A 22,158-nucleotide genomic window follows, 5' to 3' on the forward strand; every position below is an offset into this window, starting at 1 on the left:
CGTGTTGTTCCCTCGGCGTCCTGGCGCGTTGATCATCGGGTCCCTGCCGCTCGACACGCCGGGCGACGGCGTGGCGTCGTGCACGCAGCCGATGATCGACAGCCGGTGCCGGTCCTCAGATCCAGTCGCGCCGCTTGAAGACGGCGTACAGCGTCAGGCTCACGCCCAGCATCAGCACCAGCGCGAACGGGTAGCCCAGGTGCCACGACAGCTCGGGCATGTCGTCGAAGTTCATCCCGTAGACCGTGCCCACCAGCGTCGGCGCGAACAGGATGGCCGCCCACGCGGAGATCTTCTTGACCTCCTCGCCCTGCGCGATCGAGGCCTCGGTCAGCTCGCGGATCTCGTCGTTCTGCCGCTGCGCCACCAGGGTCGCGTTCACCGTGAGGATGTCCCGCAGCTGCAGCCGGAAGGCCTCGATGCGCTCGTTGACCTGCGTGACGTGGTCGGCGACGTCGCGCAGGTAGCTGCGCAGCTCCTCGTCGACGCCGTACTTGTCGAACCCGGCGGTGATGGCGGCGAGGATCCCGGTCAGCGGCTGGGCGGCCCGCTGGAACTCCAGCACCTCCTGCGACAGCTCGTAGATGCGCCGCGAGACGCCGGGGTCCCCGCGGAAGACCTCGGTCTCGATCTCGTCGATGTCGTTGGCCAGGCCCGCGACCACCGGCGAGTACCCGTCGACGACGGCGTCGAGGATCGCGTACAGCACCGCCTCGCTGCCCTTGGCCAGCAGCGCCGGCTCGCTCTCCAGCCGCCGCCGCACGCGGGCCAGGTCCGGCGACTCGGCGTGCCGGACGGTGATCGCGAACTGCCGGCCGAGGAACAGGTGCAGCTCGCCGAACTCGACCTCCTCGGCCGCGTCCAGGTACCGCGCGGCCTTGAGGACGACGAACAGCGTGTCGCCGTAGCGCTCGAACTTGGGCCGCTGGTGGGCCTGGATGGCGTCCTCGACGGCGAGCTCGGGCAGGTCGTACTGCTCGGCCAGCTCCCCCAGCTCGGCGGGCTCGGGCCGGTAGAGGCCCAGCCACACCAGCCGGTCGTCGAAGCCCTCGGTCAGCCAGTCGTGGCTCTCCTCCGCCGAGGGCGGGGTGGCGATGCGCCGGCCGCTCGCGTAGACGGCGTTGTCGACCAGGCGCGACAGGCGCTCGGGCTGCGGCGGCGCCGGCGGCGGGGTGGGCACCGGCCGGAGCACCTGCGGCCGCGGACGGCGGCCGAGGGTGGACAGGGCGGTGAGGGGCGCGAGGCGACGGTCGGCCATGACGGGCTCCCGGGGGACGCTGGGTGGCGGGACTCAGCGGAGGCCCTCCACGCGAGCGCTGCCCGGCGCGCGTGGCGCGACCGGTACCTAGGCGGGGAGGGCCTCGGGACTGGGACTGGGGGGCTCGCTGCGCACGGCTCGCCCTCCTCCCCGTCGACCGGCACCCGCCAGCACGCGGGCCGTCGTCCATCGTGACACGTCCCCGCGTGCCCGGGCTCGCCGGAGAGGGAGACTTCCCTCTCCGTTCACTCGTCAGACGTTGAGGACGAGGTCCACCATCACCGGCAGCAGGACCACGATCAGCAGGGCGCCCAGGACGTCGAAGGAGATCCCCGACCGGATCATCTTGGTGATCGGCACGACGCCGGAGCCGTAGACGATGGCGTTCTGCGGCGTCGACACCGGCAGCATGAACCCGAACGACGCCGCGAAGGTCGCCGCCAGCGCGGGCACGAACGGGTTGATGCTCGCCGCCACCGCCACCGGGATGATGATCGGCACGACGACCGCGGCCGAGGCGGTGTTCGACGTCGTCTCGCTGATGACGATCGCCAGGATCACCGCGAACACGGTGATCGCGAACGTGCTGGTCAGGCCGAGCCAGTCGGCGGAGCTGTTGCCGATCGTCTCGGCCAGGCCGGTGTCGGCGAGCAGCGAGCCGAAGATGATCCCGGTGCCGAACAGCAGGATCGTGCCCCAGTCGATCTTCGCGGCGTCGGACCAGTTGAGGGTGAACTCCCGCCGCTTCCAGTCGGTGGGGAGCAGGAACAGCAGCGACGCCCCGAGGACGGCGATGACGCCCTCGTCCATCCGGTCGCTGATCGTCGTGTAGACGTCGGAGTCGGTGCCGGCAACCAGCGCGATGACGCCGGGGAAGATCCAGCACGCGACGGTGATGCCGAAGGCGGTCAGCGTGTTCTTCTCCGCCCGCGAGATCGGGCCGAGCTGGGCACGCTCCTGCCGCACGTACTCGTGCACGCCCTCGATCCGCTTGATCTCGGGCCGGTTCAGCAGCAGCAGGACCGCGGCCAGCGCGACGAACATGAGCGCGCAGATCGGCAGCGCCATGAGCATCCAGTCGAGGAACCCGATCCGCTCCCCCGTCGCCTCCTCGATCAGCCCGCGGCCGATCAGGTTCGGCGGCGTGCCGACCGGGGTGATCAGCCCGCCGACGCTCGCGCCGTAGGCCAGCATGAGCATCAGCGCGACGCCGACCCGCAGCCGCAGCGGGTCGAAGTCCGGCCGGACCAGACCCTTGTCCTGCATGAGCTTGGCGATCACCGAGAGGATGCCGATCGCCGTGGGCAGCAGCATCGCCACGGTGGCGGTGTTGGAGACGAACGCCGACAGCAGCGCCGTGATCAACCCGAACGCGATGATCACCCGGGCGGTCGAGGCGCCGACCCACTGCATCGACAGGATCGCCATCGCGAACCGCCGGGCGACGCCGTGCTTGAGCATCGCGGCGGCGAGGATGAACGCGCCGATGAAGGTGAACACCGTCGTCGAGCCGAGCGGCGCCACCGCGTCGTCGGCCGGCACCACCCCGAGGACGACGATCGCGCCCACGCCGATGAGGCCGCCCACCGGGATGGGCACCGGCTCGGTGATCCACAGGACGATGACGCCCAGCAGGATCGCGGCGAGCAGGTGCTGGTCACGGGGCAGGTCCAGCGGCAGCAGCGCGAAGACGATCGTCACGACCGGGGCGAGGAACAGCCCGACGGTCCGGCGGCCCTTCTCGAAGCGCTCCTCGGCGGGGCTGAGCTGCTGCTCCCCCAGGCTGCGGTAGGTGGCCGTGCCGCGGAAGGCGGCGTCGACGTCGGTGCGCTGCGGAGGACGGTCGGTCGTGGTCATGACAGCTCCCGGGGACGTGACCTGTGCCACACCATAGGGAGAACGGGGTCAGCCCGGAACCTCCCCGTCCGGCGGTGGCACCTGCAGCGCGACGAGGAACCGGGCGACCATCGCGTAGCCGCCCACCAGGGCGGTGAGCTCGACGACCCCGCGGTCGTCGAGGTGCGCGCGCACCGCGGCGAACACCGGGTCGGGGACGGTGACGGCGCGGGCCGAGGCGTCGGTGAACGCCAGCACGGCGGCCTGCGCCGGCGTCCACACCGGCTCGGCGGTGGCGTCGTCGGCGCGCAGCACGCGCAGGTGCAGGTCGGTCAGCCCGGCGCGGCGGGCGATCGGCTCGTGCGCGGCCCACTCGAACGCCGCGCCGGCGAGGACGGCGACCCGCAGGACCACCAGCTCCCGCAGGTCGGCGGGGAGCGTGGTGCCGCCGCGCAGCGCGCCGAGCAGCGCGTTCCAGCCCTCGGCCACCGGCGGGCTGTGCAGCAGCAGCCGGTCGAGGGTGGACAGGACGCCGCCGCGCCGGGCGCGCAGCAGGTCCGCCGTCGGCCCCTCGCCGGGCGCCTCGGGCAGTCGCGGGGTCACCGGCCGGCGAAGACGCCGGAGGGGTAGGCGCCGTTGGCGACGATCGTGGCCGACAGCCGCTTGCCGAGCTCGACGACCCGCGTCGTCCGCTCCGGGCCCAGGTGCGCCCACGGCGTGGTGCCCAGGGCGTCGGTCTCGGACTCGAGGTCGGCGCGCAGCCGCTGCCCGGCCTCGGTGAGCCGGTCGCCGTCGAGCAGGCCGCGGTCGGCCAGCCGCGCGGCGGCGGCGGCCCAGTCCTCGTCGCTCCAGCCGCGGGTGGCCTTCGCCGACGCGGGCAGGAAGCCGCGGCCGGTGGCGGTGTGGGTGACCAGCGCCTCCAGGCCCGACAGGTCGTGGCGGACGAGGACGGCCACGTGCCCGTCGCCGCGCCACTCGCGCAGCAGCGTGGCGGCGTGCCAGAGCCGGGTGACCGGCTCCTCCGGCCAGGGCAGGTCGGCGTGGCCGGCGTACAGCGGGCGCCCCTGGGCGGTGAGCACCGAGCAGGCGTCGGCGAGCAGGTCGCCGAGCTCGGCGACCTCCGGCGCGGCCGCGGCCTCCTCGCCGCCGAGCAGCCGGGTCAGCGAGGCGCGGGCGGAGGCGAAGCGGGCCTCCACCACCTGCGCGGGCGAGGCCAGCGTCCACGCCCGCGGGACGTGCCGCGCCACGATCGCCGGGGAGAAGTTGGAGAAGGTCGCCGTCACCACGCCCGGGCCGACGGCGCCCATCGGCGCCGCGCGGCCGGCGAAGTAGACCATCCGCCCGGGCCGCAGGCCGATCGCCGTCAGGTGCTGGTCGGTCTCCGGCACGAAGTACACGTGGTTGTGCAGCGGCTCGACGGCGCGGTGCGCGCGGCCGACGAGGGCGGGGTCCAGGACGGGCTGATCGGCGGTGACCATGCCGGCGACCCTAGCGAGCGGCCCGGGCCGCCCGGCGGTACAGCAGGTTGTCGCCGTCCTCCCCCGCCGGCGCGAAGCCCGCGGACTCGTAGAGGGCGCGGGCCGGGTTGTCCCGGTGCACGCCGAGCCGGACCTCGGCGAGGCCGGCGGCCGCGGCGTCGGCGGCGCACGCCTCGAGCAGCCGCCGCCCGTGGCCGCGCCGGCGGAACGGCGGCAGCACCTGCACGGTCACCACCAGCGCGGCCCCGTCGTCCGGGGTCCACATGACGAACCCCGCGGGCTCCCCCTCCACCTCGAGCACGGTGGTGCGGGCCAGGTTCTCCCGCCACAGCGCCCGGTTGCGGTCCAGCGCGGCGGTCCAGGCCGCCTCCTGCGCCGGCTCGACGTCCCGGACGTACGCCCGCTCCGCCGCCTCGACCAGCGGCAGGTCCGCCTCCCGCGCCGGGCGCCTCACCCGGCGACCGGCGGGACCGGGAACGCCCAGGCGTGGTGGGTGCGGGCGACCCGGAAGCCGACCCGCTCGTAGAGGGCGAACGCGCCGGTGGTGTTCTCGGTGTCGACGTCGAGGCGGGCCGCGCGGCAGCCGTCGGCCGCGGCGCGGGCGAGCGCGGCGGCGATGGCCGTGCCCGCGACGCCGCGCCCGCGGGCGCCGGGGAGCACGCCGATCTGGCCGAAGTGGACGGTGGGGATGCCGGTGGCGCGGGTGTCGGCCTCGTACACGTAGGCGAGGACGTAGCCGGCGACGGCGCCGTCGGCCAGCGCCAGCACCGAGAGGTCGGGCCGGAACGCCTTCACGCCGGTGAACCAGGTGCGCCAGGCGGTCCCGTCGCGCTCGGTGGAGCCGTGGTGCTCGGTGAACGCGGCGTTGTGCGCGCGGCGCACCTCGTCGTCGCGGTCCCAGGTGAAGGGCGCCAGCTCGATCCCGGCGGGCACGTCGACGGAGGGCAGCGCGTCGAGCGGGCGCTCCATGGTGGCGAACAGCCGCTCGACCGCGAAGCCCCGGCGCTCCAGCAGCCGCTCCAGCGAGGTCATCGCGGGCCAGGCGCTGGCGACGAGCCGGCCGGGCAGCCCGGGCGGGGCGAACGCCGCGTGCTGCGCGGTGCCGCGGCGCACCTGCCAGTCGAGCAGCGCCCGGCCGATGCCGCGTCCGCGCCAGTCCGGGTGCACCCGGCCCTCGGTCCAGACGCGCAACGCCTCGCGGCCGCCGCGCTGGGAGATCGACGTCGCCCAGGCCACGAGCCGGCCGTCCCCGGTGACCACGGCCCGGCCGTCGGAGGGCAGGTCGACCAGCTCGCGGCCCCACCACTCGGCCAGGTCGCCGGCGTCCTCGTGCTCGCCGGTGTCGTCGACGGCCTCGGCGGCCGCCAGCAGGTCGGCCGCGGCGGGGGCGTCGTCGAGGGTGAGCGGGCGGGCGGTCAGCCCGCCGGGCAGGCCGGTCACGTCGGCGGGGAGCACGTCGGTCACGGGCGGTCAGGCTAGGCGGGCTCCCCCGCCGGTGGCGACCGGGTTTCAGACCCGCACGAACAGGCAGAACGGGTGGCCGGCGGGATCGGCGTAGACCCGCACCCGCTCGTGCGGGTCGTCGTAGCCGCCGATCTGCCGAGCGCCGGCCTCCTCGGCGAGCGCGCAGCCCGCGTCGAGGTCGTCGACCTCCAGGTCGAGGTGGACCTGCATCTGCTGGGTGCCCGGCTCCGGCGGCCACACCGGCGGGACGTGGTCGCGCTCGAGCTGGAAGGACAGGCCGGTGCTCCCGTCGTCGGGGCGCAGCGTGGCCCACTCGGCGCCGTCGTCGCGGATCGGCCAGCCGAGCAGCCGCTGGTAGAAGCGGGCCAGCCCGCGCGGGTCCGGCGTGCCGAGGACGGGGGCGGTCAGCCGGATCACCGGGCACCGATCCCGAACAGCCGGGCGCCGTTGTCGTGCAGCACCGCGCGCAGCCAGTCGTCGCCGAGGTCGAGGCGGGCCAGCGCGGCCAGCTGCTCGGCGTAGGGGTACGGGATGGACGGGAAGTCGCTGCCGAGCAGCACCTTGTCCCGCAGCGCGGCCAGCCGCGGCAGGTCGGCGCGGTCGAACGGCATGAGCCGCTCGGTGAACGCGGTGGCGAACATCGTGGTGTCCAGGTGCACCCGCTCGTACCGCTCGGCGAGGTCGAGGAAGTCCCGGTACTCGGGCATGCCCAGGTGCGCGATGACCAGCTGCAGCCGCGGGTGGCGCTCGAGCAGGCCGGCCGCGGGCCCGGGGCCGGTGTGCTCGCCGCGCAGCGGGCCGGAGCCGCAGTGGATGACCACCGGGGTGCCGGTTGCCTCCAGCCGCGCCCAGACCGCGTCCAGCAGCGGGTCCCGCGGGTCGAAGGCGCCCACCTGCACGTGCACCTTGAACACCCGCACGCCCCGGTCGAGCGCCTCGGCGACGTAGTGCGGCGCCTCCGGCTCGGGGAAGAACGTGGCCGAGCGCAGCACCTGCGGGTGGGCGTCGGCGAAGTCGGAGGACCAGTCGTTGAGCCAGGTGGCCATGCCGGGCTTGTGCGGGTAGGGCAGCGTCGGGAAGGCGCGCACGCCGAGCCGCTCCAGGACCGCGAGCCGCTCCTCCTCGCGCAGCCGGTAGTGCACCGGCCAGCCGGTGCCGTAGTGCGTGTCCGCCGCCTCGAAGTACGCCCACACCTTGGCCTGCACCCGCGGCGGCAGGAAGTGCACGTGCACGTCGACCAGCCCGGGCAGGCCGAGCTCGCGCCAGAACCGCGGGACGTCGTCGTCGTCGACCGGCGGCGGGACGCTCATCGGAGGGTCACGACCACCTTGCCGCGCACGTGCCCGCCGGCCACCAGGTCCTGGGCCTCGGCGGTGCGCTCCAGCGGGAACGCCCGGGCGATGGACACCCGCAGCTGGCCGGCGTCGGCCATCCGGCCGAGCTCCTCGAGGTCGTGCCGCTCGGGCCGGACGAACACGTAGCGCCCGCCCATCTCGTTGACCGCGGGGTCGACGACGCTCACGAGCCGGGCGACGTCGCGGACCTGCTTCGGGGCGTCGGTGAGCGCGTCGCCGCCGTTGAGGTCCAGCACCGCGTCGACCGGCTCGGACAGCTGCGCGCTGATCGGCCCGGCCGAGTAGTCGAGCACCTCGGCGGCGCCGGCGTCGCGGAGGAAGCCGTGGTTGCGCGGGCCGGCGGTGCCGATGACGTGCGCGCCGAGCGCGACGGCGATCTGGACGGCGAAGAAGCCGACCCCGCCCGCCGCGCGGTGCACCAGGACGCGGTCCCCCTCGCCGACGTCGAGCGCCTCGGTGAGCGCCTGGTAGGCGGTCAGCCCGGCGAGCGGGAGCGCCCCGGCCTCGGCGAACGACAGCGACTCCGGCTTGCGCGCCACGCAGCGCTGCGGCGCGGGCACCAGCTCGGCGGCGGTCCCCCACTGCACGTCGTCGCGGCGCAGGTAGCCGAACACCTCGTCGCCGGGGGCGAGGTCGTGGACCGCGGGCCCGACCGCCTCGACGGTCCCGGCCAGGTCCCAGCCGGGCACGATCGGGAAGTGGTGCGGGAAGGCCCCGGCCAGGTGCCCCTCGCGGATGCCGACGTCGACCGGGTTGACCCCCGCGGCGTGCGTGCGGACGAGCACGGTGTCCGGGCCGACCGGCGGCTCCGGCAGGTCGTCGCGCAGGGTCAGGACCTCCGACCCGCCGAACCGGTCGTAGGCGATGCCCCTCAACGGCGTCCCTTCACGTAGCGGCCGAACGCCTTCTGGATCTCCCGGCGCGAGTCGCGCTCGGCCAGGTCCTGGCGCTTGTCGTAGGACTTCTTGCCCTTGGCCAGCGCGAGCGTGGCCTTGACCTTCCCGTCCTTGAAGTACAGGTCCAGCGGCACGAGCGTCAGGCCGCCCTCGCGGGTCTTGCCGATCAGCTTGTCGATCTCCTCGCGGTGCATGAGCACCTTGCGCTTGCGGCGCGGGGCGTGGTTGGTCCAGGTCCCCTGCGTGTACTCGGGGATGTGCACGTGCTGGAGCCACACCTCGCCGTCGTCGACGGTGGCGAAGCCGTCGACCAGCGACGCCCGGCCGGCGCGGAGGCTCTTCACCTCGGTGCCGGTGAGCACCAGGCCGACCTCGTAGGTGTCGAGGATCGAGTAGTCGTGCCGCGCCTTCTTGTTCTGGGCAATGAGCTTGCGCCCCTGTTCACGCGGCATGTCCCCAGGTTACTGCCGGTGCCCGGCCACGGTGATCTCGCGGCGGAGCTGCGCGTACGTGGGCGCCTGCACCGGCAGGAACGCCACCTCGCGCACCCGCCGGGCGGTGTCGCTGGCGGCCAGGTAGCCCGGCCCGCCGCTGACGGCCGACTCCAGCCGCACCGCCTCGGCGGCGACGTCGAGGGCGGCCAGCCGCAGCCGGGCGAGGTCGCCGGGGCCCACGCCCACCCGGTCGCCGGCGAGGTCCTCCAGCCGCCGGGCGGCGTCGTCGCGGCGCTCGGACAGCGCGTCGGCGTCGGCCCGCAGGACGCCGGGGACGTGCTCGGCCGCCGCGGCCAGCGCGGCGTCGGCGACGCCGAGGGCGAGCGAGGTCTGCAGCAGCAGCATCGCCGGCCGGCACACCGCCATGAAGGAGGCGAGGTCGTCGGTGAGCACCCGTCCCGGCCCGACGGCGACGCCGGCGAGGTGCAGCCCGCCGGTGCCGGTGCCGTTGAGGCCGAGCAGGTCGAAGTGCCCGGTCGGCGTCACGCCGGGATCGGTCAGCCGGAACAGCACGACGACGCGGCCCTCGTCCGGGGTGCGCGCGGGGGCGACGACGACGGCGTCGTCGAAGAGGTTGGACGCCCAGCCGACGGTGCCCGACAGCCGCCAGCCGGCGCCGTCGCGGGTGGCGGTGACCGGCAGCGTGCCGGTGCCGGCGAGGTCGGCGACCGCCGGGGCGAGGGCGGTGGCCCCCGGGACGGTGCCCGCCCGCAGCCCCGCGACCAGGTCGGGCTGCGGCTCCGGCGGCGGGCAGCAGCGCAGGTACTCGAGCACCATCCGCTGCGACCAGGCGGCGAACGCGGTGGCCAGCGACACCGACGCGAGCTCGCGGACCATCCGCACCGAGGCCAGCAGCGCCTCGGTCGGGTCGTCGCCGTCCCGCTCGAACGCCCCGATCGCGCCCAGCCGCCGCAGCGCCGGCCGCACGTCGGCCCGTCCGGCGTCGACATCCGCGGCCCGCCCCAGCGCCTCGCTCGTCGTCGTCATGGCCCGTCCCTACCCGCCACCGGCCCGCGACGCGCGAGATGCCGCCATCTCGTACGCCCCGGGGTCCGCGGGCGTGCGAGACGACGGCATCTCGACGGGGAGGGTGCGCGCTACAGCCGGACGTACAGGCGCAGCGTCACGTAGGCGGCGATCGCGGCCAGGCCGACGCCGGCGGCGGCGATGACCGGGCTGATCGTGGCGATCGCACCCCAGTCGACCGGTGGGATGATCCCGGCCTTGATCGGCCCGGCCAGCGTCTTGTCGACGAACAGCACCTTGGTCAGCACCAGGCCGCCGACGGCGAGCAGCGCACCGATGAGCCCGGCCAGCGCCGCCTCGAGGATGAACGGCAGCTGGGTGTACCAGCGGGAGGCGCCGACCAGCCGCATGATGTTGGTCTCGTTGCGGCGGTTGAACGCGGCCAGCTGGATCGTGTTGGAGATCAGCAGCAGCGCCGCCAGCGCCTGGACCACCGCCACGGCGATCGTGGCGTTGCGGGCGCCGTTGAGCAGGCTGAACAGGCGGTCGAGGAAGTCGCCCTCGTCGCGCACCTGGTCGACGCCGTTCTGCCCGTTCGGGAACTCCGCGGCGATGACCTCGTAGCGCTCGGGGTTGACCAGCTCCACCCGGAAGCTCTCCGGCAGCGCGTCCGGCGGGGTGTTCTCGACCAGCTCGGGCTGCTGGGAGAACTGCTGCCGGAAGCGCTCGTAGGCCTCCTCCTTGGACTCGTAGATGAAGCTCTGCACCTCCGACGAGTCCGACAGCTGCTGCTCGATCGCGCTGCGCTGCTCGTCGGTGACGCCGTCGGCCAGGAAGATGGAGACCTGCACCTTGTCGTAGTAGATCTCCTTCATGTCGGAGATCATCCCGGCGATGAGCAGGCCGGTGCCCATGAGACCGAGCGAGATGGCCGTGGTCAGGATCATCGCGACCGTCATGGTCAGGTTGCGACGCAGCCCGGTGGCCACCTCGGAGAGGACGAAGTTGACGCGCATGGGTTCCCTGTCGTGAGGTGCAGGTCGTAGAGGGGGACGACCGTCAGCGGCCGACGCCGTAGACGCCGCGCGACTGGTCGCGGGTGATCTGGCCGCCGTTGAGCTCGATGACGCGACGGCGCATGGAGTCGACGATGTGGTAGTCGTGCGTCGCCATGATCACGGTGGTGCCGGTGCGGTTGATCCGCTCCAGCAGCAGCATGATCCCCTCGCTGGTCTCCGGGTCGAGGTTGCCGGTGGGCTCGTCGGCGAGCAGCACCAGCGGCCGGTTGACGAACGCGCGGGCGATCGCGACCCGCTGCTGCTCACCACCGGAGAGCTCGTGCGGCAGCCGGCTGGCCTTGCCGTCGAGGCCGACCATCTCCAGCACCTCGGGCACGACCCGCTTGATCGTGCGGTGCGGCTTGTTGATCACCTCGAGGGCGAAGGCCACGTTCTCGGCCACGGTGCGGTTGCGCAGGAGCCGGAAGTCCTGGAAGACGCAGCCCATGGTGCGGCGGAGCTTGGGCACCTGCCACTTGCTCATGCCGTTGAGGGTCTTGCCGTTGACGGTGACCGTGCCGCGGGTGGGGTCGTCCTCCTTGAGCAGCAGCCGGAGGAACGTCGACTTGCCGGAGCCGGACGAGCCGATGAGGAAGACGAACTCGCCCTTGTCGATCTCCGTCGACACGTCATCGAGGGCCGGCCGGGAGCTGGCCGGGTAGAGCTTGGTGACGTGTTGCAATTCGATCACGAGGCGCCACGGTACCTGCCCGGCGACCCACCATGGTCGGTTCGCGCGGAGACGCACCGGGAGCAGTTTCCCTGATCCGCGGCCCTACCCAGCGGGATCGCCCGGCGAACCGCTCCGCGGTGTGACCGACCTGACGCCTCAGCCGGCGGCGACGGTCTCCTGCTGACGGCGCCAGCGGATGCCGGCCTCGATGAACGAGTCGATGTCGCCGTCGAGCACCGCCGAGGTGTTGCCGGTCTCCTGCTCGGTCCGCAGGTCCTTGACCATCTGGTACGGGTGCAGCACGTAGGAGCGCATCTGATTGCCCCAGCTGGAGCCCTCGCCCTTGAGCGCGTCCATGGCGGCGCGCTGCTCCTCCTGCCGCTTGGCCAGCAGCCGCGCCTGGAGCACGCGCATCGCCGCCGCCCGGTTCTGGATCTGCGACTTCTCGTTCTGGCAGGACACCACGATGCCGGTGGGCAGGTGGGTGATCCGGACGGCGGAGTCGGTGGTGTTCACGCTCTGCCCGCCGGGGCCCGAGGACCGGAAGACGTCGATGCGGATCTCGTTCTCCGGGATGTCGACGTGGTCGGTCTGCTCGACGACCGGCAGCACCTCGACGCCGGCGAACGACGTCTGCCGGCGGCCCTGGTTGTCGAACGGCGAGATCCGCACCAGCCGGTGGGTGCCCTGCTCGACCGAGAGCGTGCCGTAGGCGTAGGGCTGCTTGACCGCGAAGGTGGCCGACTTGATGCCGGCCTCCTCGGCGTAGGAGGTGTCGTAGACCTCGACCGGGTAGCGGTGCCGCTCCGCCCAGCGCAGGTACATCCGCATGAGCATCTCGGCGAAGTCCGCGGCGTCGACGCCGCCGGCCTCCGAGCGGATGGTCACCAGCGCCTCGCGGGCGTCGTACTCGCCGTTGAGCAGCGTGCGGACCTCGAGCTCGTCGATCTCCTTGCGCAGCGCGGCCAGCTCGCGCTCGGCCTCGGCCGCGGTGGCCTCGTCGGACTCCTCCTCGGCCATCTCGTGCAGCACGCCGACGTCGTCGAGCCGGCGGCGCAGCTCCTCGACCCGCCGCAGGTCGCCCTGCAGGTAGGACAGCCGGGAGGTCAGCGCCTGGGCGGCCTCGACGTCGTTCCAGAGGTCCGGCGCGGCGGCCTGCTCCTCGAGCTCGGCCACCTCGCGGCGGAGCCGGTCGACGTCGAGGACGGACTCGATGCTCGAGAGGGTCGTGTCGAGTTCGTCGAGGACGACGGAGAAGTCAGCGGCCACGTCGATCCAGGGTAGTGCGCCGCCGGGCGGCGGCGCCGGGCGCGCGGTCAGCCGATCCGCTCGGCCATCCACCGGGGGACGGCGTCCGCCGGCCGCGGGTGGTCGCGCAGCTCGGCGACCAGCGCCTCCCGCGGCAGCGGCGGGCCGTCGGGCTCGGCCTCGGCGTTGAAGATCGGCAGCAGCCGGCTGGTGGCCCGGTCGAGGGTCATGTCGGTCTGCAGCCAGGTGCCGCGCTCCGGCGTCCACATGACCCGCTTGAGCTCCTCGACGGCGGTCCGGACGGCGGCGGTCGCCGGCACCGGCACCGGCTCCCCGTCGGCGGGCCCGGCGGTGAGCAGGTCGCGCCGGACGTCGCCGACCACCGTGGCGCGGTAGCGGACGCGGGCCGCGTCGGCCGGCACGGCGGCCAGCAGGGCGGCGCCGAGGTCGCGGAGGACGGCGGTGGTGTCGCGGGCGGGCGGGGTCACGCCCGCCATCCTCGCAGCGGCCGCCCGGGTGACCGGTCCGGCACCGGGCACCTCCCCCCGCACGAGCGAGCCGCGGCGCCGGCGCAGCCGCGAGGCGTCGCCCGGCGCGAGCTCCGGGGGGAGCCGGGCTGACGGCGGGAACGTGCGCGCGGTCACGGCGGTTGCAGCGCGACGTCGACCGCCGAGCGGGAGGAGCGCGGGATGCGCGCCGTCGTGTACGAGGAGTACGGGGAGCCCGAGGTCCTGCACGTCGCCGAGGTGGAGGAGCCGCACGCCGGGCCGGGGCAGGTCCGGGTCGCCGTCCGCGCGGCCGGCGTGAACCCGATCGACTGGAAGCTGGTCACCGGGCTGCTGGCCCGCGGCGACCGGCCGCCCGGGCCGACCGTGCCCGGCGCGGACGCCGCCGGGGTGGTGGACGAGGTCGGCGAGGGCGTGACCGGCGTGCGGGTCGGCGACGCGGTGTTCGGCCTGGGCCGGCGGACCGCCGCCGCGCACGCCGTCCTCACCGCGTGGGCGCCCCGGCCGCCGGAGGTGTCCTTCGAGGTCGCCGCCGGGCTGGGCGTGTCCGGGGAGACCGCCGTCCGGGTGCTCGACCTGCTCGGGCTGGACGCCGGCCGCACGGTGGTCGTCGACGGCGCGAGCGGGGGTGTCGGCATCGTCACCGTGCAGGTCGCCGTCAGCCGCGGGCTCGGCGTCATCGGGACGTCGTCGCCGGCCAACGCCGAGTTCGTCCGCTCGCTCGGCGCGCTGCCGACCACCTACGGCCCCGGCCTGGCCGACCGCGTGCGCGAGCTCGCCCCCGACGGCGTGGACGGCGCGGTCGACACCGCCGGGCGGGGGTCGGTGCGCGAGCTGGTCGCGGTCACCGGCGACCCCGGCAAGGTGGTCACCATCGCCGACTTCGGCGCCGGTGAGCTCGGCGTGCACGTGACGACGTCCAGCGCCGGCGCGGCGCCCCGCCTGGCCCAGGTCGCCGGGCTGGTGCGGCAGGGCCGGCTGCAGCTGCCGGTCGCCGGCGCCTACCCGTTCGAGCGGGCGGCCGAGGCGTACCGGCGCAGCCGCGAGGGCCACGTCCGCGGCAAGCTCGTCCTCGTGCCCTAGGGCTCGCGTGTCTCGGCTACCACCCAGCGCAGGTAGTCGGGGCCGCCGCCGAGCAGCGGCAGCGCGATGACGCACGGGACGTCGTAGGGGTGCAGCTCGGCGGTGCGGGCGACGATCGCCGGCACCAGGGAGGCGCGGGTGTGCAGCGCCACGCGGGCCTCCGGCTCGTCGTGCACCTCCCCCGCCCACCGGTAGACCGACCGGATCGCGCTCAGCTGGTGCCCGCAGGCGGCCAGCCGCTCCTCCACCAGGGTCCGCGTGTAGCCGGCCAGCCAGTCGGCGTCCGGCCCGGTGACGACCACCTCGACGACGTCCACGGCGGCCATCCTCCGGGTGCGTGCGCCGCCGCGCGCCGGGTAGGGGCCCGCCCATGAGCGACGACCTGACACTCCGGATCGACAGCGAGACGTACGTGCTGCGGCAGGGCGAGGAGGGGCTGCAGGTGGGCCGCCGCAACGGCGACGACGTCAGCTGGCTCGACGACGTCGACGCGGCCCTGCTGCCCGAGGACGCCCGCGCCGCGCTCGCCGAGGGCGACACCTCCAACGAGGCGCTGCGCACCGCGATCGGCGGCATCGTCCAGGCCGAGGTCGAGCGCGGCGGCTGACCCCGTGCGGGGCGGCCGCCCGGTCCCCCGGGCGGCCGTCCCGGTCAGCGGTACGCGTAGGGCGCGAGCGCCGGCTCCTCCGGGACGTCGGGCGCGTTGCCCGCGCTGTCGGCGGCGTAGGCCAGGAAGCGGGCGTGGTCGGTGGCGAAGGTCAGCGGGTCGACGCCGGGCTGGAACGGCTGCAGGCAGGTGGTCAGCGGGATCCGCGCGCGCACCGCCGGCCCGTCGTGGGTGAGCGCGTCGGCGACGATCGCGTAGCCGACGGCGTCGTAGCTGCCGATGGCGAAGTGGTCGGCCGCGTTCGCGGGGCAGACCTCCTGGACGGCGATGTTCGCGATCGCGCCGTCGCCGGTGCGCAGCGCCGAGCTCGGCGCCAGGAGGTTGGGGACGACGACCTCGTCGGCCAGCGTGTAGGCGACGGTGTAGTCGACGCCGGCGAAGGTCTCCGCGCCGCTGTTGAGCGCCTGCAGGAAGCGCGAGCCGATCGCCTGCTGGTGGAACGACGGGTTGCAGTCCCCGCAGGTGACGCCGGAGAGCACGGTGCCGTGGTTGGACGGCGACAGGCCCACGAGGTCGTCGACGAGGGCGCGGGTGTCGGGCCAGAACCGCAGCGCCCAGCGCGGCACCATCCCGCCCTGGCTCCAGCCGACGACGTCGACGTCGCGGCGGGACTGCTGGGCCATCGTGCGGATGGCGTGCACCAGGTACTCGCCGGCGACCTGGACGTCGCCGGTGGCGTCGAAGGGCAGCGTGACCGTGCACCAGCGCCAGCCGTTGCGGTCGAAGGCGCGCGTGTAGTTCCAGCCGAAGCCGACCTGCGGGTCCATGGTCGTGCCGGGCACCAGCAGGATCGGGTCCTGCGCCAGGCCGCGCAGGGAGCCGTTGCAGGACAGGCTCGCGTCGAGGTCGGCCCCCGGCACCAACAGCCGCGGACCGGGCCGGTCGAGCGGGGCGAACTCGCCGGTGTCGCCGGCGGGTGTGGACGCGGGGGCGGCGCTCGCGGTGCCGGTGCCCAGCAGGACGGCGGCGGTGGCGAGCGCCGCCGTCAGGGCGGTCAGCAGTCGGGACCTCGTCATCGGCGGTCGCGTCTCCTCGCAGTTCGGGCGCGCACCGGTCACGCGCTCGTGGAACACAACGAGCGGACGTGTCGGGAGATGTGGGTCAGCTGCCGGCGGCGATGTCCCGGCGCGGGACTCGGCGTTGCGGGCCTGATCCGTTCCGGGTCCTCGGGCCCGCGGGATCGGGACCTCCGACCCCGGTCCCGCCGTACCGGCCCGGCCGAGTATCGGGACGGGCGCCACCCGAGGCGCCCGGGCCCCGGCCCCGCAGCCGGCCGACCGGAGAGTGGTCATGAGCGTCCTGGCGCAGGAGCGTCCCGTCGTCGCCGAGCAGCAGGCCCGGCCCGCGGCCCGCACCCCCGAGGTCTCCTTCTGGGAGCGCGGCTCGGTGTGGGCGCTGCTGGTCGTCCTGTTCGGCGCGGTCGTCTTCGGCGCCATGGTCGTGCTCACCGAGCTGGCCGGCGGTCCGGGCTACCCGTACTGACCGAACGGCCCCGCAGCAGGGCCGAAGGACCCTCCGCGGCGCCGGGTGGCGGTCCTAGCGTCGGTCCGGACGCCGATCACGCGGCGCCCGAGGCGCACCCCTGGGAGTCGCCATGACCGTCCCCGTCGAGCGACCGCCCGCCGCGGTCGAGCAGCCCGCCGTCGCCGGACCGCCCGCCGCGGCCGAGCAGGCCCAGCGGCCCTCCGACGACCCGGCCACCCCGCTCACCCCGGAGAAGCGCGGCATCGAGGAGCGCGGCTGGCTGCTCTTCGCGATCGTGATCACCTTCATCGTGCTCGCCTTCGCCGGGATGCTCGTGCTCACCGCGCTGGGAGGCGGCACGGACTACGCGCCCTGGGGCGGCTGACCGCCCTCACCCCGACAGCGCGCCGTCGGGCGGCCGCACCGCCCGGCGGCGCACCTGCTCGCCCAGGCCGAGGACGTCGAGCGCGTCGAGCAGCACGTCCCGGCAGGCCGCGAACCGCTCGTCACCGACCGCTGCGCGCACCCGCGCGTCGACGTCGGCGCGGGTCTCCCGGGCCACCCGCACCACCTGCCGCCCGGCCGGCGTCAGCGCCACCGGGCGCCGCCGCCGGTCCCCCGTGTCCTCCGCCGGCCCGACGTAGCCCAGGTCGGCCAGCTCCCCCAGCGTCTTCGACACCGCCTGCTGGCTGACGCCGAGCTCGGCGGCCACCTCCGTCGCGGTGGCCGGCCCGGCCAGCAGGCGCTGCACGAGGTAGCCGTGTCCCCGCCGCAGCCCGGTGCCGGCGAGCGCCTGCAGGACGGCGTCGTCGACGGCCGCGCCGAGCAGCGAGAGGACGGAGGCGAGGTCGAGCTCCGGGGGCCTGGACACACAACCATGGTTGTGCAACCTTGCGGCCATGACAACCACGACTCCTGACACGGACGTCGCCACGGTCGTCCGCCGCTACTACGCCACCGTCGCCGACCTCGCCGCGACAGAGGACGACCTGCGCCCGCTGCTCGACGCGCGGCTGCGGGTGGTGGAGCACCCGAACGCCGTCACGCCGCGCGGCGCCGTCCGCGACCTGGAGGGGACGCTGGCCGGGTTCGGGGCGGGCAAGCGGCTGCTGCGGGAGCAGGTCTTCGACGTGCACGAGGTGCTCACCGTCGGCGACCGCGCCGCCGTCCGGGCCACCTGGCGCGGCACCGTCGGCGTCGACGCCGGCCCCTACCGCGCCGGCCAGCAGCTCCTCGCGCACGTGGCCGCGCTGCTCACCGTCCGGGACGGCCGGGTCGTCGACCACGAGACCTTCGACTGCTACGAGCCCCCGGCGTAGCCGGTCAGTCCATCTGCCAGCCTGCCAGCGCCTGCGCCGTCGGTCCGAGGAACCACGCCAGGACGGCGACGCACGCCACGGCGACGGCGGCGTGCGCGAGCGCCGTGCGCGGTGCCGAGCGGAGCGTCCGGCCGACACCGAAGCCGCACGCCACCAGCACGCACGCCAGGATCAGCGGCACGAGGGCCATGGACAGCACCCCGGCCAGGCGGATCCACCCGCCGACGTAGGGCAGGGTCGCCGGCCACAGGTCCTTCGGGTCGTGGTGGCCGGCCGCGACCTCGGCCAGCGGCAGGTGGTGCAGGCCGTTGGCGACGTACGGGACGACGACGCCGAGCACGTAGACGAGGACGGCGCCGAGCGCGACGGCCCCCAGGCGGACGGCGCCGCGCGTCGTCGTCACCGCTCCTCGCCCTCCGCCCTCCTGCGGGGCGAACGGTCGAGGGGCAGGCCGCGCTCGAAGAGCCGCAGCAGCGTCTCGGTCACCGGCGGTCCCTCGACCTCTCGGTACACCGTGTACCTCTCGGTCAGCTCGTCCAGCACGCGGCGCTCCTCGCAAGCGTCGGCCATGGCCTGGCGGTCCCGATCCGTGCACCAGACGATCGCCACGGGTCCCCCTCGACCGGACGGCGGTTGCTGCCCAGGAGTACACACCCGGCGGCAAGCCGCAGCGATCCCGACGACGGACGGCGTGGTCCCGAAGGGGTCCTCGGGCCCTGTCCACCGGCGGGCGGGCCGGGACAGGGTGCTCGTGATGCGGTCGGCGCCGTCGGGGCCGCCGGCCGACGCCCCGGGAGACGAGAGGTCGCCGGATGCCGGATCTCCCAGCGGAACTCCTGGACCCGGACACGCCGCCGGACGTCGTCGTCGGCGACCGTCGTCAGGAGGCGGACGGCGATCCCACCCTGGGCATCGAGGTGGCCCTCCAGCCGGTGGCCGGACCACCGTCCGGCGAGCCGGCCCACGCCCTCGTCACGATCGGGGACTCACTCACCCACGGCATGATCAGCGGGGCCGTGCACCGGACCGAGCTCTCCTGGCCCGCCCTCGTCGCCCGGTGCCTGGCCGCCCGGTTGACGGTGCCCGCCTACGGCGGCCCGCTGGGCGGTCTGCCGTTCAACATCGAGGGCGCGCTGCGCCTTCTCGAGCGGCGGTTCGGCAGGCACGTCCGCGGTCTGGAGGTGGTGGCCCTCCCGCTCGCGCTGCAGCGGCTCGCCGACCAGAACGAGGAGTGGTGGGAGAGCGGCCCGGGGAGCCGGCCGCCCCGCACGGACCTCCGCTACGAGAACGTCGGCATTTACGGCTGGGACCTCCGGGACTGCCTGTCGTACACGGCCAGGCGTGCTGCCGAGCGCATCGCGGCCCGCCCGCCGCGCGACGAGCTGCTCGGCGCCGTCCCCTCCAACGACAACGACATCGCGGCCCGGTCGGTCCTCGCGCCGTTCGGGGCCACGGCCACCCAGATCGACGCCGCGGCCGAGCACGGGCGCCGCGGCGGCATCGGCACGCTCGTCGTCGCCCTCGGCTCGAACAACGCCCTCCGGTCGGTGGTCGACAAGCAGGTCCGCTGGTCGGGCGCGGGCTTCGACGACATCGGGAGGAAGGGGCCCTACAACGTCTGGCGGCCGGAGCACTTCGCCGTGGAGTACGGCCGCCTGGTCCGGAGGATCGAGGCGATCAGCGCCCGCCGCGTCGTCCTCGCGAACGTCCCGCACGTGACGATCAGCCCGATCGCCAAGGGGGTCAACCCCCGCGCACCCGGGCAGAAGTGGCGCCCCGGCTCGCGCTACTTCCCCTACTACACCGACCCCTGGGTCGACGAGGAGGACTTCCGGCCGGCCAAGCACCGCCACCTGACCCACCAGCAGGCGCGGGCCGTCGACGCGGCGATCGACCAGTACAACGGCACGATCGCCGACGCCGTCCGCGCCGCACGCAGGCAGGGCCGGGACTGGTTCCTCCTCGACCTGTGCGGGATCCTCGACGGTCTCGCCTTCCGTCGCTTCGTGACCGACGACGAGGCGGCCGCCCGCAACGACTGGCGCCCGTACCCCCTGCCGGCGCCCATCGCCCACCTCGACACCCGGTGGTTCCGCTCCGACGCCACCGGACGGCTGCAGGGCGGCCTGTTCGGGCTCGACGGCGTGCACCCGACGACGTCCGGCTACGGCATCATCGCGACGGAGGTCCTCGCGATCCTCGCCCGGGCCGGTCTCCCCACCCAGCCCGTCGACTTCGCCGCACTCCTGGCGGAGGACACGCTCAACGCGCAGCCACCGGCCCTGATGACCACGGTGTTCGACCTCGCCGCGCCCTTCCTCACCCAGCTGGTCTCCCGGCCGCAACAGCCCACGCCGTGACCTCCAGGAGCGGGGCCGCGTCGCGGCAGGTCACTGCTGGGCGGCGAAACGCTCGTCGAGCAGGCGGTTGACGCAGGCCTCCGCCTCGTCGACGGCACGGGCGTTCTCCCCGCTCGGGCACCGGTCCCACGAGGTGCGGGCGACGCCGAGCGCGATGTAGGCGACCGAGATGTCGAGGTCGATCTGGTCGATGCTGGTGATGGTCGGGCTCATCGCGACCTCCGCGTCCTGTGCCTGTGAGCTGCACGTTAGGGCGCGGGTGTGACAGTTCCGTTGCCCCGAGAACGCCGGCGGATGCCGATCCGTCCCATCCGGCGCCCCCTCCCCCTAGCGTCGCCACCGACCCCCCGGAGGACGACGGAAGGCGATCCCATGACCGGTTCGACCACCCTCACGCGCGAGCGGGCCGACCTGATCGAGTCGCTGCGGCGGCACCGGGCCTTCCTGCGGTTCACCGTCCGCGGCCTGACCGACGAGCAGGCGACCCGGCGGCCGACCGTCAGCGCGCTGGACCTGGCCGGGCTCATCAAGCACGTGGCGGGCACCGAGGCGTCGTGGGTGCGCTTCGCCGAGGGCGGAGCCGAGGCGATGCACCGCAACTGGGGGCCGGACGTCGTCAGCCGCCACTGGCACCTCGAGCGCGGGGAGACGCTGGAGAGCGTGCTGGCGGGTTACGAGGAGGTGGCGCGGCACACCGACGAGGTGATCGCCTCGATGCCCGACCTGGACGTCGACCACGAGCTCCCGGAGGCACCCTGGTTCGAGCCGGGCGCCCGGTGGACGGCCCGCCGGGTGTTCCTGCACGTCATCGCCGAGACCGCGCAGCACGCCGGCCACGCCGACATCCTGCGCGAGTCGATCGACGGCCAGAAGACGATGGGCTGACCCGCCGGGTCGGTCCTCAGCGGTCGACGTAGCGGTCGGTCTCGACGACGAACCGGCCGGTGGCGGTGTTGGCGTCGACGAACTCCGGCAGCAGGGGGATCCGCACGGTGACCGTGGCGCAGACGGAGAACTCCTCACCCGGCGCGAGCGTGGGCGCGTAGGTCGCCGCCCCGCACTCGGCGCCCGCCGGGGCGAAGGACAGCCGCACGTCGGTGGCGTCCACCGACTGGTCCTGCACCGCCAGCTGGGCCGCCCGCTCCGCCCGCGCGAGCCCGGTGGTCGCGTCGGGGGCGGTGGCCAGCGCGCGGCCGGCCTCCCGCGCGGCCGCGGTCGCGGCGAACACCCCGCGCTGCACCGCCGAGAACCCGGCGACGACGTAGACCAGCGGCACGAACACCACCAGCGCGACGAAGACGAACTCCACGACCGCCGACCCGCGCTCCCCGGGCCCCAGCCGGGCGCGCAGCCACCTCACGCGGCCTCCTCCACCGCGCGCCCGGTGACGTCCAGCGGCAGCAGGTCACCCAGCCCGGCCAGCAGCGTCGGCACCGCGCCGCTGCAGCGCACGCTCACCAGCACCAGCCCGGTGGCGTCGACCTCCTCGGCCGCGGTGCACACCAGCCCCTCGGCGGTGCCGACCGTGGTCGCCCGCGCCACCGCCTCCAGCGCCCGGCCGGTCGCGGCCTCGGCGGGCACGTCGGCGTTGGCCGCGTACCGGGCGCCCTCCTGCGCGCTCGCCGTCACCACGTTGCGGACGTGCACGTAGACGGCCACCTGCAGCACCGCCAGCAGCAGCACGACAACGAGCACCGACACCAGCACGAAGTCGACGACGGCGCTGCCGCGCTCCTCGGCGACCGGCTGGAACGGCCTCGCTGCAGGGGCCCGCCGCGAGCGTGCGAGCGGTGGGGGGCAGCGAGGTCCTTCCTCATCCACCGTTCGTGACGGAGGCCAGCGCGTTCTGCACCGCCGACACGATCGCCTCGCGGAACGGCACGAGGATGGCCAGCACCAGGGCCGCCGTCATCACGGTGATCATCACCCAGCCGGGGACGTCGCCCCGCTCGGGGTCCTCGTCCCGCAGCCGGGCGGCCACCGCCCCGCTCAGGGCCGTGGTCAGGGTGAGCAGCCAGGCCAGCGCCCGCATC

General features: G+C 74.7%; 31 protein-coding genes. 7 read left to right on the plus strand and 24 right to left on the minus strand.

The genetic code is table 11. From position 1 onward, the window contains the following. Positions 1-115: 115 nt before the first annotated feature. The 15 genes from ACI79B_RS00670 to ACI79B_RS00740 all read right to left on the minus strand — a co-directional run bounded on the left by ACI79B_RS00670 (position 116) and on the right by ACI79B_RS00740 (position 13,214). The gene (locus ACI79B_RS00670; RefSeq protein ID WP_456926173.1) at positions 116-1,258 is read right to left on the minus strand and encodes a magnesium and cobalt transport protein CorA; all 1,143 of its coding nucleotides are present in this window, start codon (positions 1,256-1,258) and stop codon (positions 116-118) included. 252 nt (positions 1,259-1,510) lie between these two features. Next, positions 1,511-3,115 (minus strand): SLC13 family permease, encoded by a 1,605-nt coding sequence (locus ACI79B_RS00675; protein WP_456926174.1) that lies wholly within the window; start codon positions 3,113-3,115, stop codon positions 1,511-1,513. Positions 3,116-3,163: 48 nt separating this feature from the next. Further along, entirely contained in the window at positions 3,164-3,697 is a 534-nt protein-coding gene (locus ACI79B_RS00680; RefSeq protein ID WP_456926175.1) for a carboxymuconolactone decarboxylase family protein, read from the minus strand. Next, positions 3,694-4,572, minus strand: a complete 879-nt coding sequence (locus tag ACI79B_RS00685) for an SCO6745 family protein (protein WP_456926177.1) — start codon at positions 4,570-4,572, stop codon at positions 3,694-3,696. Before ACI79B_RS00685 ends, ACI79B_RS00680 begins: the two co-directional genes overlap by 4 nt. 10 nt (positions 4,573-4,582) lie before the next feature. Continuing rightward, on the minus strand, positions 4,583-5,026 hold the full coding sequence (locus tag ACI79B_RS00690) for a GNAT family N-acetyltransferase (RefSeq protein WP_456926178.1): 444 nt from the start codon (positions 5,024-5,026) through the stop codon (positions 4,583-4,585). Further along, positions 5,023-6,036 carry a GNAT family N-acetyltransferase gene (locus ACI79B_RS00695; protein ID WP_456926179.1) on the minus strand — a complete coding sequence of 338 codons (1,014 nt, stop codon included), beginning with the start codon at positions 6,034-6,036 and terminating at the stop codon, positions 5,023-5,025. The genes ACI79B_RS00690 and ACI79B_RS00695 overlap by 4 nt, the downstream gene beginning before the upstream one ends. Before the next feature lie 45 nt (positions 6,037-6,081). Then, a complete protein-coding gene (locus ACI79B_RS00700) occupies positions 6,082-6,453 on the minus strand; it encodes a VOC family protein (RefSeq protein WP_456926180.1) in 372 nt (123 codons plus the stop codon). After that, the gene (locus tag ACI79B_RS00705; protein WP_456926181.1) at positions 6,450-7,346 is read right to left on the minus strand and encodes an amidohydrolase family protein; all 897 of its coding nucleotides are present in this window, start codon (positions 7,344-7,346) and stop codon (positions 6,450-6,452) included. Before ACI79B_RS00705 ends, ACI79B_RS00700 begins: the two co-directional genes overlap by 4 nt. Beyond that, positions 7,343-8,266, minus strand: a complete 924-nt coding sequence (locus tag ACI79B_RS00710; RefSeq protein WP_456926182.1) for an NADP-dependent oxidoreductase — start codon at positions 8,264-8,266, stop codon at positions 7,343-7,345. Before ACI79B_RS00710 ends, ACI79B_RS00705 begins: the two co-directional genes overlap by 4 nt. Continuing rightward, entirely contained in the window at positions 8,263-8,739 is a 477-nt protein-coding gene (smpB, locus tag ACI79B_RS00715) for an SsrA-binding protein SmpB (RefSeq protein WP_387986096.1), read from the minus strand. Before smpB ends, ACI79B_RS00710 begins: the two co-directional genes overlap by 4 nt. A gap of 9 nt (positions 8,740-8,748) precedes the next feature. Next, complete coding sequence (locus ACI79B_RS00720) at positions 8,749-9,768, minus strand: hypothetical protein (protein ID WP_456926183.1); 1,020 nt, start codon at positions 9,766-9,768, stop codon at positions 8,749-8,751. A 110-nt stretch (positions 9,769-9,878) separates the two neighbouring features. Next, the gene (gene ftsX / locus ACI79B_RS00725; protein ID WP_456926184.1) at positions 9,879-10,763 is read right to left on the minus strand and encodes a permease-like cell division protein FtsX; all 885 of its coding nucleotides are present in this window, start codon (positions 10,761-10,763) and stop codon (positions 9,879-9,881) included. Positions 10,764-10,806: 43 nt separating this feature from the next. Next, positions 10,807-11,496: a cell division ATP-binding protein FtsE gene (ftsE, locus tag ACI79B_RS00730; RefSeq protein WP_456926185.1), complete on the minus strand. Its 690-nt coding sequence runs from the start codon at positions 11,494-11,496 to the stop codon at positions 10,807-10,809. Positions 11,497-11,634: 138 nt separating this feature from the next. Next, on the minus strand, positions 11,635-12,747 hold the full coding sequence (prfB, locus tag ACI79B_RS00735; RefSeq protein WP_456926186.1) for a peptide chain release factor 2: 1,113 nt from the start codon (positions 12,745-12,747) through the stop codon (positions 11,635-11,637). 47 nt (positions 12,748-12,794) lie between these two features. Then, positions 12,795-13,214: a hypothetical protein gene (locus ACI79B_RS00740; protein WP_456926187.1), complete on the minus strand. Its 420-nt coding sequence runs from the start codon at positions 13,212-13,214 to the stop codon at positions 12,795-12,797. Positions 13,215-13,415: 201 nt separating this feature from the next. Between ACI79B_RS00740 and ACI79B_RS00745 the strand changes: the two genes are divergently transcribed. Next, entirely contained in the window at positions 13,416-14,315 is a 900-nt protein-coding gene (locus ACI79B_RS00745) for an NADP-dependent oxidoreductase (protein WP_456926188.1), read from the plus strand. On the opposite strand, the gene cutA is transcribed toward ACI79B_RS00745, so the two are convergent. Next, positions 14,312-14,641 (minus strand): divalent-cation tolerance protein CutA, encoded by a 330-nt coding sequence (gene cutA / locus ACI79B_RS00750; protein WP_456926189.1) that lies wholly within the window; start codon positions 14,639-14,641, stop codon positions 14,312-14,314. The two genes, ACI79B_RS00745 and cutA, sit on opposite strands and share 4 nt — an antisense overlap. Positions 14,642-14,685: 44 nt before the next feature. Between cutA and ACI79B_RS00755 the strand changes: the two genes are divergently transcribed. After that, on the plus strand, positions 14,686-14,922 hold the full coding sequence (locus ACI79B_RS00755; RefSeq protein WP_456926190.1) for a hypothetical protein: 237 nt from the start codon (positions 14,686-14,688) through the stop codon (positions 14,920-14,922). Positions 14,923-14,966: 44 nt separating this feature from the next. On the opposite strand, the gene ACI79B_RS00760 is transcribed toward ACI79B_RS00755, so the two are convergent. Continuing rightward, a complete protein-coding gene (locus ACI79B_RS00760) occupies positions 14,967-15,998 on the minus strand; it encodes a lipase family alpha/beta hydrolase (protein ID WP_456926191.1) in 1,032 nt (343 codons plus the stop codon). Positions 15,999-16,272: 274 nt separating this feature from the next. On the opposite strand from ACI79B_RS00760, the gene ACI79B_RS00765 reads away from it, so the two are divergent. Then, entirely contained in the window at positions 16,273-16,464 is a 192-nt protein-coding gene (locus ACI79B_RS00765; RefSeq protein ID WP_456926192.1) for a hypothetical protein, read from the plus strand. Positions 16,465-16,576: 112 nt separating this feature from the next. Continuing rightward, positions 16,577-16,831, plus strand: coding sequence for a hypothetical protein (locus ACI79B_RS00770; protein ID WP_456926193.1), 255 nt, complete (start codon positions 16,577-16,579; stop codon positions 16,829-16,831). 6 nt (positions 16,832-16,837) lie between these two features. Here ACI79B_RS00770 and ACI79B_RS00775 read toward each other — a convergent pair whose 3' ends face one another. Further along, a complete protein-coding gene (locus ACI79B_RS00775) occupies positions 16,838-17,317 on the minus strand; it encodes a MarR family winged helix-turn-helix transcriptional regulator (RefSeq protein ID WP_456926194.1) in 480 nt (159 codons plus the stop codon). Between the two features lie 28 nt (positions 17,318-17,345). On the opposite strand from ACI79B_RS00775, the gene ACI79B_RS00780 reads away from it, so the two are divergent. Next, a complete protein-coding gene (locus ACI79B_RS00780) occupies positions 17,346-17,765 on the plus strand; it encodes a nuclear transport factor 2 family protein (protein WP_456926195.1) in 420 nt (139 codons plus the stop codon). 4 nt (positions 17,766-17,769) lie between these two features. On the opposite strand, the gene ACI79B_RS00785 is transcribed toward ACI79B_RS00780, so the two are convergent. Both ACI79B_RS00785 and ACI79B_RS00790 read right to left on the minus strand, forming a co-directional pair. After that, a complete protein-coding gene (locus ACI79B_RS00785; RefSeq protein WP_456926196.1) occupies positions 17,770-18,168 on the minus strand; it encodes a hypothetical protein in 399 nt (132 codons plus the stop codon). Beyond that, entirely contained in the window at positions 18,165-18,335 is a 171-nt protein-coding gene (locus ACI79B_RS00790) for a hypothetical protein (RefSeq protein ID WP_456926197.1), read from the minus strand. Before ACI79B_RS00790 ends, ACI79B_RS00785 begins: the two co-directional genes overlap by 4 nt. 242 nt (positions 18,336-18,577) lie before the next feature. Here ACI79B_RS00790 and ACI79B_RS00795 point away from each other — a divergent pair, with 242 nt between their 5' ends. Beyond that, on the plus strand, positions 18,578-20,125 hold the full coding sequence (locus tag ACI79B_RS00795) for a hypothetical protein (RefSeq protein ID WP_456926198.1): 1,548 nt from the start codon (positions 18,578-18,580) through the stop codon (positions 20,123-20,125). Between the two features lie 30 nt (positions 20,126-20,155). Here ACI79B_RS00795 and ACI79B_RS00800 read toward each other — a convergent pair whose 3' ends face one another. Continuing rightward, a complete protein-coding gene (locus tag ACI79B_RS00800; protein ID WP_456926199.1) occupies positions 20,156-20,338 on the minus strand; it encodes a hypothetical protein in 183 nt (60 codons plus the stop codon). A 159-nt stretch (positions 20,339-20,497) separates the two neighbouring features. Between ACI79B_RS00800 and ACI79B_RS00805 the strand changes: the two genes are divergently transcribed. After that, positions 20,498-21,010, plus strand: a complete 513-nt coding sequence (locus ACI79B_RS00805; protein WP_456926201.1) for a DinB family protein — start codon at positions 20,498-20,500, stop codon at positions 21,008-21,010. 16 nt (positions 21,011-21,026) lie between these two features. On the opposite strand, the gene ACI79B_RS00810 is transcribed toward ACI79B_RS00805, so the two are convergent. From ACI79B_RS00810 to ACI79B_RS00820, 3 genes are read right to left on the minus strand one after another with little or no spacing between them, the layout of a single operon-like run. Next, positions 21,027-21,485 carry a hypothetical protein gene (locus ACI79B_RS00810; protein ID WP_456926202.1) on the minus strand — a complete coding sequence of 153 codons (459 nt, stop codon included), beginning with the start codon at positions 21,483-21,485 and terminating at the stop codon, positions 21,027-21,029. Further along, complete coding sequence (locus ACI79B_RS00815) at positions 21,482-21,946, minus strand: TadE/TadG family type IV pilus assembly protein (RefSeq protein WP_456926203.1); 465 nt, start codon at positions 21,944-21,946, stop codon at positions 21,482-21,484. Before ACI79B_RS00815 ends, ACI79B_RS00810 begins: the two co-directional genes overlap by 4 nt. After that, the gene (locus ACI79B_RS00820) at positions 21,939-22,157 is read right to left on the minus strand and encodes a hypothetical protein (protein WP_456926204.1); all 219 of its coding nucleotides are present in this window, start codon (positions 22,155-22,157) and stop codon (positions 21,939-21,941) included. The genes ACI79B_RS00815 and ACI79B_RS00820 overlap by 8 nt, the downstream gene beginning before the upstream one ends. Position 22,158: the final 1 nt, after the last annotated feature.

The sequence above is a fragment of the Geodermatophilus sp. SYSU D00879 genome, assembly GCF_054050375.1.

Coding starts and splice junctions, on each gene's coding strand:
- ACI79B_RS00670 (WP_456926173.1), bottom strand. CDS start 1,258: ATGGCCGACCGTCGCCTCGCGCCCCTCACCGCCCTGTCCACCCTCGGC.
- ACI79B_RS00675 (WP_456926174.1), bottom strand. CDS start 3,115: ATGACCACGACCGACCGTCCTCCGCAGCGCACCGACGTCGACGCCGCC.
- ACI79B_RS00685 (WP_456926177.1), bottom strand. CDS start 4,572: ATGGTCACCGCCGATCAGCCCGTCCTGGACCCCGCCCTCGTCGGCCGC.
- ACI79B_RS00705 (WP_456926181.1), bottom strand. CDS start 7,346: ATGAGCGTCCCGCCGCCGGTCGACGACGACGACGTCCCGCGGTTCTGG.
- smpB (WP_387986096.1), bottom strand. CDS start 8,739: ATGCCGCGTGAACAGGGGCGCAAGCTCATTGCCCAGAACAAGAAGGCG.
- ACI79B_RS00720 (WP_456926183.1), bottom strand. CDS start 9,768: ATGACGACGACGAGCGAGGCGCTGGGGCGGGCCGCGGATGTCGACGCC.
- ftsX (WP_456926184.1), bottom strand. CDS start 10,763: ATGCGCGTCAACTTCGTCCTCTCCGAGGTGGCCACCGGGCTGCGTCGC.
- ACI79B_RS00745 (WP_456926188.1), top strand. CDS start 13,416: ATGCGCGCCGTCGTGTACGAGGAGTACGGGGAGCCCGAGGTCCTGCAC.
- cutA (WP_456926189.1), bottom strand. CDS start 14,641: ATGGCCGCCGTGGACGTCGTCGAGGTGGTCGTCACCGGGCCGGACGCC.
- ACI79B_RS00755 (WP_456926190.1), top strand. CDS start 14,686: ATGAGCGACGACCTGACACTCCGGATCGACAGCGAGACGTACGTGCTG.
- ACI79B_RS00760 (WP_456926191.1), bottom strand. CDS start 15,998: ATGACGAGGTCCCGACTGCTGACCGCCCTGACGGCGGCGCTCGCCACC.
- ACI79B_RS00765 (WP_456926192.1), top strand. CDS start 16,273: ATGAGCGTCCTGGCGCAGGAGCGTCCCGTCGTCGCCGAGCAGCAGGCC.
- ACI79B_RS00770 (WP_456926193.1), top strand. CDS start 16,577: ATGACCGTCCCCGTCGAGCGACCGCCCGCCGCGGTCGAGCAGCCCGCC.
- ACI79B_RS00780 (WP_456926195.1), top strand. CDS start 17,346: ATGACAACCACGACTCCTGACACGGACGTCGCCACGGTCGTCCGCCGC.
- ACI79B_RS00790 (WP_456926197.1), bottom strand. CDS start 18,335: ATGGCCGACGCTTGCGAGGAGCGCCGCGTGCTGGACGAGCTGACCGAG.
- ACI79B_RS00795 (WP_456926198.1), top strand. CDS start 18,578: ATGCCGGATCTCCCAGCGGAACTCCTGGACCCGGACACGCCGCCGGAC.
- ACI79B_RS00800 (WP_456926199.1), bottom strand. CDS start 20,338: ATGAGCCCGACCATCACCAGCATCGACCAGATCGACCTCGACATCTCG.
- ACI79B_RS00805 (WP_456926201.1), top strand. CDS start 20,498: ATGACCGGTTCGACCACCCTCACGCGCGAGCGGGCCGACCTGATCGAG.
- ACI79B_RS00820 (WP_456926204.1), bottom strand. CDS start 22,157: ATGCGGGCGCTGGCCTGGCTGCTCACCCTGACCACGGCCCTGAGCGGG.